Source organism: Xanthomonas sp. LF02-5 (assembly GCF_034105325.1).
In the GTDB taxonomy this organism is placed as follows: domain Bacteria; phylum Pseudomonadota; class Gammaproteobacteria; order Xanthomonadales; family Xanthomonadaceae; genus Xanthomonas_A; species Xanthomonas_A sontii.
In genome coordinates, this window is record NZ_JAXGGF010000002.1 from 700,357 (window position 1) to 712,124 (window position 11,768).

Annotated in this window: 7 protein-coding genes; 6 read left to right on the top strand and 1 reads right to left on the bottom strand. The window is 65.5% G+C overall.

The annotated features are described in order from the left end of the window. Positions 1-196: 196 nt before the first annotated feature. The 6 genes from SLW52_RS09065 to SLW52_RS09090 all read left to right on the top strand — a co-directional run bounded on the left by SLW52_RS09065 (position 197) and on the right by SLW52_RS09090 (position 10,881). Positions 197-1,978: an autotransporter assembly complex family protein gene (locus tag SLW52_RS09065; RefSeq protein WP_320740054.1), complete on the top strand. Its 1,782-nt coding sequence runs from the start codon at positions 197-199 to the stop codon at positions 1,976-1,978. Next, a complete protein-coding gene (locus tag SLW52_RS09070) occupies positions 1,975-5,814 on the top strand; it encodes a translocation/assembly module TamB domain-containing protein (RefSeq protein WP_320740055.1) in 3,840 nt (1,279 codons plus the stop codon). The genes SLW52_RS09065 and SLW52_RS09070 overlap by 4 nt, the downstream gene beginning before the upstream one ends. A 33-nt stretch (positions 5,815-5,847) precedes the next feature. Continuing rightward, positions 5,848-6,246 carry a hypothetical protein gene (locus SLW52_RS09075; protein WP_157836399.1) on the top strand — a complete coding sequence of 133 codons (399 nt, stop codon included), beginning with the start codon at positions 5,848-5,850 and terminating at the stop codon, positions 6,244-6,246. Between the two features lie 640 nt (positions 6,247-6,886). Continuing rightward, positions 6,887-7,342, top strand: a complete 456-nt coding sequence (locus SLW52_RS09080; protein ID WP_152244208.1) for a hypothetical protein — start codon at positions 6,887-6,889, stop codon at positions 7,340-7,342. Between the two features lie 488 nt (positions 7,343-7,830). Beyond that, positions 7,831-9,900, top strand: coding sequence for a S46 family peptidase (locus SLW52_RS09085; RefSeq protein WP_320740056.1), 2,070 nt, complete (start codon positions 7,831-7,833; stop codon positions 9,898-9,900). A gap of 366 nt (positions 9,901-10,266) precedes the next feature. Next, positions 10,267-10,881 (top strand): DNA-3-methyladenine glycosylase, encoded by a 615-nt coding sequence (locus SLW52_RS09090; RefSeq protein ID WP_320740057.1) that lies wholly within the window; start codon positions 10,267-10,269, stop codon positions 10,879-10,881. 239 nt (positions 10,882-11,120) lie between these two features. On the opposite strand, the gene SLW52_RS09095 is transcribed toward SLW52_RS09090, so the two are convergent. After that, the gene (locus SLW52_RS09095; protein ID WP_320740059.1) at positions 11,121-11,666 is read right to left on the bottom strand and encodes a gluconokinase; all 546 of its coding nucleotides are present in this window, start codon (positions 11,664-11,666) and stop codon (positions 11,121-11,123) included. Between the last annotated feature and the right edge of the window lie 102 nt (positions 11,667-11,768).

Sequence of the window (11,768 nt, forward strand, 5' to 3'; positions counted from 1 at the left end):
GGGCGCCAGCGTGGCGCCGTCGCCGTGGCTTGGCAAGGGCGCAGGCGCAGCGCGGTTCCCGCCGTAGACGCTCCGAATGCCGTGAGTCCGGAAAGCACGGATGCCCCTGCGCAAATGCCGTGCACCCGACATCCCGGTCACGTGTAACAAACGTCTAGTTAACAGCTTCACATGGGGTGCCGGTATTCTGACGCCCATGCGACCCATCCCCCGTCTCGCCACCTTCCTGTCCCTGCTCTCCCTGGCCGGCCTCGCCGAGGCCCGTGGCGTCATCGAAAAGGTGCAGATCCAGGGCCTGAACAAGGACGAGGACGCGGCGATGATCGAGAACATCCAGGTCTCGCTGTCGCTGTACGACGCCATCGGCAAGGACCAGGGCGAGTCGCGCCTGGAGTATCTGCTGAGCCAGGCCGAACGGCAGACCCGGCAGGCGCTGGAGCCGTTCGGCTACTTCACTCCCAAGATCACCGTCGACGCGCCACGCCAGGACGACAAGCTGACCGTGGTGGTGCACGTGGACAAGGGCGAGCCGATCCGGGTGCGCAATTTCCAGGTGGGCATCACCGGCCCGGCCGAGGACGACCGCTACCTGGGCGAGGACCTGAAGAACTTCCGGCCGCGCAAGGGCGATATCTTCGTCAGCAGCGTCTACGAGACCAGCAAGGTCACCATCACCCGGCGCCTGGCCGAGCGCGGCTACTTCGATGCCGACTTCACCCAGCGCAAGGTCGAGGTGACCCGCGCCGACCACGCCGCCGACATCGACCTGAGCTGGGACAGCGGCCGCCGCTACAACATGGGCCCGATCCGCTTCCACCAGGATTACTTCAACCAGAAGCTGTTCGACCCGCTGGTGTACTGGCAGGAAGGCAGCTACTACCACGAGGGCAAGCTCGACCGCCTGCGCGAGTCGCTGGTCAAGCTCGACTACTTCAGCGTCATCGACATCCAGCCCAAGCCGGAAGAAGCCGACGCCAACGGCGACGTGCCGGTGGACGTCAACCTCACCCGCGCCAAGCGCAGCATCTACACCGCCGGCCTCAGCTACGGCAGCGAGAGCGGCGCCGGCGTGCGCCTGGGCGTGGATCGCCGCTACGTCAACGCGCGCGGGCACAAGCTCAGCACCCAGCTGGACTATGCGCAGAAGCGCAAGAGCTTCATCACCAGCTACCGGATCCCGGCGTTCCGCTGGCTCGACGGCTGGTACACCACCTCGCTGCGCGTGTACGACGAGCAGACCGATTACATCGACCTGCGCAACGTCAAGCTCACCGGCAGCCGCAGCGGCCAGATCAACGAGCACTGGACCGCCATCGCCTCGATCAACGCGCTGCGCGAACGCTGGCGCTACGCCACCGACGAGGTGTTCGACGGCGCGCTGTACCAGACTTCCACGTTGTTCTATCCGCAGATCGAAGCCGACTACGTCGGCGTGGACGACAAGGTGTTCCCGCGCAAGGGCTTCAGCGGCAACATCAGCCTGCGCGGCGGGGCCGAGGGTGTGGGCTCGGATGCCAGCTTCGTGCAGGCGCACATGCGGGTGAACTGGTTCCACGGCATCGGCGACAACGACCGCCTGATCCTGCGCGGCGAAGCCGGCAGTACCTGGACAGACGCGCTGGTGGCGATGCCGCCGAGCCTGCGGTTCTTCGCCGGCGGCGACAACAGCATCCGCGGCTATGCGTTCCGAGAAGTCGGCCCGCGCACGCCGCGGCCGGACCGTTTCGCGCTCGGCGCCAAGCACATCCTCACCGGCAGCGCCGAGTACGAGCACTACTTCAAGGGCGGGCCCTGGGGCGGCGCGGTATTCGTCGATAGCGGCAGCGCCTTCGACGACACGCCGGACTGGCACACCGGCGTCGGCTTCGGCCTGCGCTGGCGTTCGCCGGTCGGCCCGGTGCGGGTGGACATCGCCCACGGCCTCAATGATCCCGACTCGCAGTTCCAGCTCTATCTCAACATCGGAGCCAACCTGTGAGCGCGCCGATCGAGCCGACGTCGCCCACCTCGCCGCCGCCACGGCGCCCGCGCTTCTATCGGCGCAAGCGCTTCTGGTGGGGCTCGGCGCTGACCGTGGCCGGCCTGGTGCTGCTGGCGGCGATCGCGCTGTACTGGCTACTGCAGACCGTGGCCGGGCGCGACGTGCTGCTGGCGCAGGTGGTGGCGCGGCTGCCGGCCGGCTCCACGCTCACCTGGGAGCGCGCCGAAGGACCGCTGGCCGGTCCGCTGACGTTGCACAACCTGGATTTCCGCTACAACGAGATCCACTTCACCGCCGAGCGCGCCTACCTGGATCCTGACATCCGCCCGCTGCTCGGACGCAAGCTGCAACTGGACGCGCTGGAGCTGACCAACGCCACGCTCAACCTGGCCAAGAGCGACGAGCCGTTCGAACTGCCGCGCTGGCCGCAGTCGCTGCCGCAGATCGAAGTGCCGCTGGCGCTGCAGGCCGACCGCATCGCCATCGACGGCCTGCGCATCACCCAGGCGCAGCAGCCGATGATCGACATCCGCACGCTGCGCGGCGGCGTGGAAGTGGCCAGCGGCGAGTTCCACGCCACTCAGGTGGTGGTGAACAGCGATCGCGGCGATTTCCGTATCAATGGCGATTACCTGCCGGGACAGGACTACAAGGCCGACCTCACCGCCAGCGCCGTGCTGCCGGCCGCACGCGGGCGCACCCCGGCGCGCCTGGGCCTGGTCGCGCGCGGCGACCTGGACAAGATGGAAGTGGCCATCGCCGGCAACGCGCCGGCGCCGCTGCGCACCACCCTGGTGTTCACCGGCCGCACCGATCCGGTGTGGGAATTCGCCGCCAGCAGCAGGGCACTGGATCCGTCGCTGCTGGTGCCGCCGGTCGAGGACGCGCCCGCGTCCGTGCCGCTGGCCTTCGACCTGCGCGCCAAGGGCAAGGGCGGTAACGCCGATCTGCAGGGCGAACTGTCGCGCGACGGGCAGAAAATTGTTCTTGATCCCTCGCACCTGAGCCTGGACAACCAGGTGCTCACCGTCGCGCCCCTGCAGCTGCGCGCCTTCGACGGGCAACTGCGCCTGCGCGGCACCGCCGATCTGCGCGACCCGGACAACGCGCAGTTGCGCTTTGCGGTCAACGCCAGCGGCATGAGCTTCGCCAGCGCACCGGATCCGTCCACCCCGGACGCACCGGCGGTGCCGATCAAGCTGGTCGAAGCCAACCTGGGCGTGGCCGGCACGATGAAACAGTGGGCCACCTACGGCGAAGCCACCGTCGCCCGCGGCAAGGACAGCGCCAAGTTGCAGTTGGACGTGCGCGGCGACGATCGCCAGGCGCAGCTGAAGCAGGTGCGCGCGACCATGCCCAGCGGCACGCTCGACCTGGGCGGCAACGTGGCCTGGGTGCCGGAGTTGAACTGGGACGTGCAAGGCACGCTGGCCGGCTTCGACCCCGGCTATTTCGCACCGGGCTGGGACGGCAAGCTGTCCGGCACCTTCGCCTCGCAGGGCAAGCAGTTGCCGGCGCGACCGGACGGCAGCGCCGCCGGCTATCAGGCCACGCTCGACATCCCGCGCTTGAACGGACGCCTGCGCAGCCGCCCGCTCGACGCCAACGCCAAGCTCGCCCTGCAAGGCAGCCAGGGCGAAGGCAAGCTGCAACTGAGCCTGGGCGACAGCCGCCTGCAGGCGCAGGGCAAGGTCGGCGACCAGCTCGACGTGGACGCGCAACTGCAGCCGCTGCAACTGGCCGACTTGCTGCCTGGCGGCGCCGGCAGCCTGCGCGGCAGCGTGCAGGTCAAGGGCCGCCGCGACGCGCCCGATCTCACCGCCGACCTCACCGGCAACGGCGTGAAGTGGGACAGCTACAGTGCCGACAGCCTCAGCCTGCGCGGTCGCCTGCCCTGGCGCGGCAATGGCGGCGAACTCGCCCTGCGCGGCAGTGCGATCAATGCCGGCGTGCTGCTGCAGACGCTGAGCGTGGATGCGCGCGGCGCGGTCGAGAACCTGCAACTCGACGCCAAGACCGAGAACGACATGGGCGCGCTGGCCCTGGCCGGGCAGGTGCGCCGCGACGGCGCGCGCTGGCAGGGCGCCTTGAACACGCTGCGCATCGCCCCGGCCAAGGGCGAACCGTGGCAACTGCGGCAGCCTGCCAATTTCAGCGTGGCCGGCAGCGCCTTCAGCGTCTCCGAGAGCTGCCTGGCCCCGGGCAGCGGCGGTGCGTTGTGCGTGTCCGCCGATTGGCCGAAGCAGGGCCTGACCCTGCGCGGTGATGCGCTGCCGCTGGCCTTGGTGCAGCCGTGGCTGCCGCCGAGCAACGGCCGCAAGATGTATCTGCGCGGTGACCTGTCCATCGACGGCAGCTTCAAGCCGGCCGGCAACGCCTGGCAGGGTTCGCTGCGCCTGGCCTCGCGCGAAGGCGGCCTGCGCCTGGGCGACAACGCGCGCGGCGAACTGCTGCGCTACGACCAGTTCAGTTTCGTCACCGATTTCAGCGCCCAGCACATCCATTCCAAGCTCGGCATCGGCTTCCAGGGCGACGGCTTCGTCGACGCCACCGTCGACACCGGCTGGGACGCGTACGCGCCGCTGACCGGCGAGATCTACATGAACATGGCGCGGCTGTACTGGCTGGAGCTGTTCTCGCCCGATCTGGTGCGGCCCAAGGGGCTGGTCGAAGGCCACGTCAGCCTGCGCGGCACCCGCTCGCAGCCGGCGATGGGCGGCGACGCCACGCTGAGCAACTTCACCGGCGAACTGCCGGCGCTGGGCCTGACCCTGAGCGAAGGCAAGGGCCGCTTCGACGCGCAGCCGGACGGCTCGGCGCGCATCGTCGCCTCGGTGAAGTCCGGCGAAGGCACGCTCAACGTCGATGGCGGGCTGTCCTGGTACGGCGACCGCACGCCGCTGCAGTTGAACATCCGCGGTACCAACGTGCTGGTGTCCAACACCGCGGAACTGCGCGCGGTGGCCAATCCCGACCTGCAGTTCGGCATCGCCAACAAGACCATGATGCTGAGCGGCCAGGTCACCGTGCCCTCGGCCGACATCGACCTGGAGCGGCTGGATCGCGGCACCTCGCTGTCCGAGGACGTGGTGGTGCTCGACCCGGCCGACCCCGAGGCCATGCCGACCTCGCCGCTGGAGATGGACCTGCGCGTGACCCTGGGCGACCAGGTGAAGATGGCCGGCTTCGGCCTCAAGGGCGCACTGACCGGTGCCATGCAGGTGCGCTCGCGGCCGGGCCGCGAAACCACCGCCACCGGCGGGCTGGACGTCAGCGGCAAGTACAAGGCGTACGGCCAGGACCTGACCATCACCCGCGGCCAGCTCACCTGGAGCAACAACATCGTCTCCGACCCGCGCATCAACATCCGCGCGCAGCGCCAGGTCGGCGACGTCACCGCCGGCATCGACGTCACCGGCCGCGCCACCGCCCCGCATGCGGACGTGTGGTCGGACCCGTCGATGTCGCAATCGGAGGCGATGTCCTACCTGGTGCTGGGCCGCAGCCTCAGCAACACCAGCAGCGCCGAAGCCGACCAGGTCACCGCCGCGGCCAGCGCCCTGTCGGCCGGCAGCGGCCTGCTCGCCTCGCAACTCGGCGCCAGGCTCGGCTTCGACGACGCCGGCGTCAGCCAGTCGCGCACCCTCGGCGGCTCGGTGGTGGGCTTCGGCAAATACCTCTCGCCGAAACTCTACGTCAGCTACGGCGTGTCGCTGATCGGCAGCGGCTCGGTCTTGACGCTGAAATATTTGCTGGGCCGCGGCTTCGACGCCGAGGTGGAATCGAGCACGGTGGAGAACCGTGGGTCGGTGAATTGGCGGAAAGAAAAATAGAGCCACCTCCTGCAACGGATCTATCGAGTTCTCATGAACCCCCAAAGCCGCGCACACAGGATTTTGCGCCCACTAGAAAATTTCGTTACATCGAGGGAAGCTTGCTCTATCCCCGAAGAGTTCAGAGACGTGTCGCTTGGTGAATTTATTGGGCTCTATAGAAATCGAGCCGAGCATGTTGGAGACGTCGCGTTCTTCTCCGAGGGGATGGCGTGGAGGGAAAGTACGGAAGTGCTTCAAGTCAAATATGGCGAAATTCTCTACCATTCACTTCCTAATGAGAAAAAGAGCCTAAGTTTGCTCGTTCGACTTTCCTCGGGTAGAGAGGTGCTGATGCCTGTTACAGGCGTCAAGGACGGTAAATTCTTTGACGCGCTAGCGGTCACTAGATTTCTGTATAGGGTCGTTGAAGATCTTCAAAGAAGAAGATGACCCTCAAACGGTGACGCATGCATCGTGTGCTCACTGCAACGGCTTCGGTAGCGTTTCGATGAGAAGGCGTTGTCGCGTGCTCCCAGGATGCGAATAAGGCTGGCTGGTACAAGCCGGGTGTTAAGGTCGAGCCCTGTCTTGTTCCTGAACCGTTCCATGCCCATTCCTGCCAAACTTGCTGCCTCTCTCAGCCCTAAGTCTGATAGATGCAAGAAGCTCGATGTTGTATCAAATTACCTTGGAAAGGTTGGGGATAAGAGTGGAGTAATGATCACTCCTTTATCGCTTGCGAAGAACACGTTGGCTAGCGCAGAGTCTAATGTAAACATCAAAATTGATCTAAAGCAGATGCGAGTTTTTCGTCGGCGTACTTGCGTGCAAATCCGGGAAAATCTGCCGGTGATATTGGCAATGCGAGAGGTTCGGCGGCACTGGCTCATGAGGGGCGCCACGAGCTCGACTATCAGAGAGTTGGGTGCCCGAACTCTAGAGCGACGGAATATAGGACTGAAATGAATAAGTATCAGACTCAGGCCGCTGTCGGGCAGGGTTTAGGCATGAATCTCGGGGTTTCTACTCCGCAAGAAGTTGCCGCTGGTACTGATGCTTCAACCGATACATGGTGTCAAGGAAATCCTGCATGCAACTGAATCGACTCCTTGCTGTTGCTTTCAGTCTTGCTGTCCAGATTGAATTGCCACCAATCGCGATGGCAACTGAACTGCGGCCTATGTCTGGACATTCCGGCGTCGCCATTTCTTCAATTTGCGAGTTGACACAGAGAGGGAAGGAGGCCAGCGGAGCGCAAGTACGAGTCCGAGCGATTTTTACCAGTGATCTGCTAGAGCGAAGCGTAATCACTGATCCGAAATGCCCCTCAGTGGTTGTCATCCCATTTGACGCTGAAGAGTCAAAATTGGATGTGGAGAGTATACGGCGTTTCGATGTTGCTGTGGCAGGAAAACTTTCAGACCGTGCGATTAGAGTTTTCTCAGTGGATGTTTCAGGGATATATGTTTGGCGTGGCGGCGAGAAGCCAGCCGGCTCGATCTACATCGAGAAGGTGTGGTGCTTTAAGAGGCGAAATGCCGACTAAAGAACTTGTTGGATGATTTCGGCACGGTCACGACAAGGCCCGCGTCGCTGCGGGCCTTGTTGTTTTTTGGGTTGTCTTGTGTGGCTACTGATGCGCAGCGATGATCGAATCCAGCACCTGAAAAATCGCTCGCTGCTTGGCTTTGGGCAACGCTTAGGAGAACAGGTAAGGAGAACCGGGGTCATGGTGCATTTTCTTGCGGAGTAATGGGGTCGGGTTCATTTATTAATAGCAGGAATTTGTGTATAGGGGCTTAGGAAGTGAGCTGACCCTGCGCTATTTTTTGTCTCAAGCATTCTGGATCTTTTTTGGTAAAGATCACACCCACCGATGAATGGATCGGCGTCTTGGTTGCTGCGATCGCATTGGCCGGCTAAGGTCGCGGTCATGTTCTTTGCCTCGACCTCTGCATGCCCTTGCCCAACTGCCTTGCCGCATCTCTCACTCTAAGCCTAGCCCTCACCACCACTGCCCACGCCGACGAAGGCATGTGGATGCCATCGCAGATGCCGGAACTGGCCAAGCCTCTGCGTGAGGCAGGCTTTCAGGGCGATCCGCAGACGCTGGCCGAGCTGACACAGCCGCCATTGAGTGCAGTGGTGAAGGTCGGCGGCGGTACCGGGGCGTTCGTGTCCGGGGACGGGTTGTTGTTGACCAATCACCACGTCGCCTACGGGGTGATCCAGTACAACACCTCGGCCAAGGAGAACCTGATCGAGAACGGGTTCATCGCGCGGGATCGCGCCGACGAGCGCGCGGCCAATCCAGATTTCCGGGTGCTGGTGACGGTGGGCTTCGACAAGGTCACCGATCAGGTGCTGGGGTCGGCCAAGGGCAAGACCGGGCGCGCCTACTACGATGCGGTGGATGCGGCGAGCAAGCGCATCGTCGCCGACTGCGAGCGCGAGGCCGGGGTGCGTTGCAGTGTCGCCAACATGTACTACGGCACCGATTTCTACCGGATTCGCCAGTTGGAGCTGCGCGACGTGCGCCTGGTGTACGCGCCGCCGCGGGCGATCGGCAACTACGGCGACGAGATCGACAACTTCATGTGGCCGCGGCACAGCGGCGATTTCACCTTGCTGCGCGCCTACGTAGGTAAGGACGGCAAGCCGGCGGACTATAGCGCCGACAACGTGCCCTACCAGCCGCCGGCGCATCTGCAGATCGCCACCGATGGGCCGAAGGCCGGCGACTTCGCGATGCTGGCCGGCTATCCCGGCATCACCTTCCGTCATCGCACGGCGGCCGAGTTCGCCGAGCAGGTGGAGGCGACGCTGCCGCAGCGGGTGGCGGTGCTGGACCAGTTGATCGGGGTGATCGAGGTGGCGGGCAAGGCCGATGCGGAGGCGCGCACGCGCTACGCTTCGCAGCTGCAATCGCTGAAGAACAACCGCAAGCGGGCGGCCGGTGAACTGGAAGGGCTGCAGCGCAGCGATGCGGTGCGGCTGCGTGCGGAAGACGAGCGCGGCATGCTTGCGGCGACCCGCGGCAGCGATGCGCGCGACATCGCGGCGCTGCAGAAACTGCTCGGCCAAGCGTCGGCGCTGCGCGAGCGCGATCTGCTGCTGGGCTTGATCGCCACGCAGACCCAGGCGCTGCGTTCGGCGCTGACGCTGGAGCGGCTGCGACTGGAGGCGGGCAAGCCCGACGATCGGCGCGAGAGCGGCTACCAGCAGCGCGACCTGGCGCTGATCGAGGGCATGCTCAAGCAGGTGCAGCGCCGCTACTCGCCGAGCGTGGAGAAGGCGCTGCTGACCACGCTGCTGACTCGTTACCAGCAGCTACCGGAAGCGCAGCGGGTACCGGAGTTCGATGCGGCGTTCGGGCGTACCCCGGCGCAATTGCAGGTGGCGCTGGACAAGGACTATGCCGGCACGGCGCTGGGCACCGAGGCCGAGCGCCTGTCGCGCTTCGCTGCCGCGCGCGAGGGCAAAGCGCCTGCGGCCGATCCGTTGCTGGCGCTGGCCGCCACGCTGGTGCCGGCGCAGCTGCGGCTGGACGACGAGCGCAAGGCGCGCGAGGGCGAGCAGTTGCGGCTGCGCCCGGCCTACATGCGTGCGCTGTTCGCCTGGCGCAAGCAGCAGGGTCGTGCGGTGTATCCGGACGCCAACAGCACGCTGCGGATCAGCTATGGCCGCGTCGAGCCGCTGGCGCCGCGCGATGCGGTCAGCTTCGCGCCGCTGACCACGGTGGCCGGCATCGTCGAGAAGAACACCGGCAAGGAACCGTTCGATGCGCCCAAGCCGCTGTTGGCGGCGATCGCCAGGGGCGATTTCGGCAGCACCGCCGATTCGCAGTCGAAGACGCAGCCGGTGAACTTCCTGACCAACCTGGACACCACCGGCGGCAACTCCGGCTCGCCGGTGCTCAATGCGCGCGGCGAGCTGATCGGGTTGAACTTCGACAGCAACTGGGAGGCAGTCAGCGCCAGCTGGTGGTACGACCCGCGCTACAAGCGCGCGATCCATGTGGACATGCGCTATCTGCGCTGGTTGATGGCCAAGGTGTATCCGGCGCCGCAATTGCTGAAGGAGTTGAACGTTCCGCAGGAGTGAGTGGGGCAGGTTGGAGAGGCGGGCGTCGTTTGGCATTGCTTTGAGCAGAATAGGGTTGGGCATGTGATGTGCCCTGATGCGGCTGCTACATGGACTGGTCGCCGTCACAGCGACGAACATGCTTTGTACCCGCGCTGATGCCTCGGTACAGGACCGCCGCCGCTCACCGCGCTGCGCTGCCGCGATCGGGGGACCAGGACAATGATCCTGGTCCTGGAGACTCCATGCGTCGGGACTGAAGTCCCTCCCACAAGCTGCAGCATGCGCTGCGGTCGGCGAGATGGCGTGTTCGATTGAGACCGTGGAGATGCGGATACACCGGTGGTGGCTCACGACCCGACCTCGTTGCAGGGCTAGACTGACCGCATGGAGTTGCTTGTCGCCAAGCCCTTGCCGCGTGCGTTCTATGCGCGCGATGCCCGCGTGGTGGCGCCGGAGTTGTTGAACAAACTGCTTGTCACAGCCGACGGTCGCTGCGGGCGCATTGTCGAGGTGGAGGCCTACTGCGGTGCAGAGGATCCGGCGGCGCATTCGTTCCGCGGCATGACGCCGCGCACGCGGGTGATGTTCGGCCCGCCCGGACATCTATACGTGTACTTCATCTACGGCATGCATTGGGCGCTCAATGCGGTATGCGGTGGTGCGCCGGGGCATGCGGTGCTGATCCGCGCCTTGGCGCCTGTGGCCGGGATCGAGGCGATGCAGGCGGCACGCGGCGCGATGCGCGCCGCCGATCTCACCCGTGGGCCGGGGCGCCTGGCCAAGGCGCTGGGTGTTACGGGTGCGGACAATGGGCTGGACCTGACCACGCGGCAGTCGCGCCTATGGCTGGGACAGGACGGGACGCCGCCGCCGACCACGCCGGTCGTCACCACACGGATCGGCATCAGCAAGGCGATGGACGCGCCGTGGCGCTGGCATGTGCCCGACGAGCCGAACGTGTCGCGCTTTGTGGTAAGTCGGGCGAAGCGCCGCGGGTAGCGTGGCGCTTGTAGGCATCGTCGCACTACACGCTGCAAGAGGGTCGGCGCCTCGCCCGCCGTCACGAGTGACAGGCCGCAATGCGGTGGTCACGGAAGGCGCTTTGGCCCGGAGACGAACGCATTTACTCAGGGAACCTCGCTTCGTTCGTCGCAGCTGACGCCGTTCCTACGGTGGGCAACCTGCGTCACCACCGCCACAAACGGGCGCATGGCTGAGGGTGTGCCGACAAGGCACACCTAGGCGATCGCGGCGCTCGCATCCAGTTGCGCGATGGCATCGGCCACGACCGTGGCGAACGGTGCGTCCACGTCCACCGAGATCACGTCGGCCTCGTCCAGTGGCAGTTCCAGCGTGTCGAGCTGGCTTTGCAGCAGCACCGGTGGCATGAAATGGCCATGGCGCGCGGCCAGGCGCTCGGCGATGACATGCGCGGCCGCGTGCAGGAACACGAAGCGCATCGGCACGCCGGTGTCCCGTAGCTGCTGCCGGTGCGCCTTGCGCAGACCTGAGAAGGCCAGTACGACGCTCTGCCCGGCATCGACCGATGCGCGCAGGCGCTGCGCCAAGGTGGCCACCCATGGCGCGCGCTGCGCGTCGCTGAGCGGGATGCCGTGCGCCATCTGCGCCTTGGCGGCGGCGCTGTGGAAGTCGTCGGCGTCGAGGAAGGTGAGTCCGTAGTGCGCCGCCAGTGCCTGGGCAACGCTGGTCTTGCCACTGCCGGACACGCCCATCACGACGATGGCTTCGGCGCGTGGCGGCGGGGATGAGGGGATGTGAGTCACGCGCTGCGGTCCCGTGGGGTCGCCCGCATGATGCCAGCGTGGGCGTTGTGTGGACGTCAGCGCTTCTGTACTGGGTCTTGCGCTGTTGTTGAAATGTGCGCC

Coding starts and splice junctions, on each gene's coding strand:
- SLW52_RS09065 (WP_320740054.1), top strand. CDS start 197: ATGCGACCCATCCCCCGTCTCGCCACCTTCCTGTCCCTGCTCTCCCTG.
- SLW52_RS09075 (WP_157836399.1), top strand. CDS start 5,848: ATGAACCCCCAAAGCCGCGCACACAGGATTTTGCGCCCACTAGAAAAT.
- SLW52_RS09080 (WP_152244208.1), top strand. CDS start 6,887: ATGCAACTGAATCGACTCCTTGCTGTTGCTTTCAGTCTTGCTGTCCAG.
- SLW52_RS09085 (WP_320740056.1), top strand. CDS start 7,831: ATGTGGATGCCATCGCAGATGCCGGAACTGGCCAAGCCTCTGCGTGAG.
- SLW52_RS09090 (WP_320740057.1), top strand. CDS start 10,267: ATGGAGTTGCTTGTCGCCAAGCCCTTGCCGCGTGCGTTCTATGCGCGC.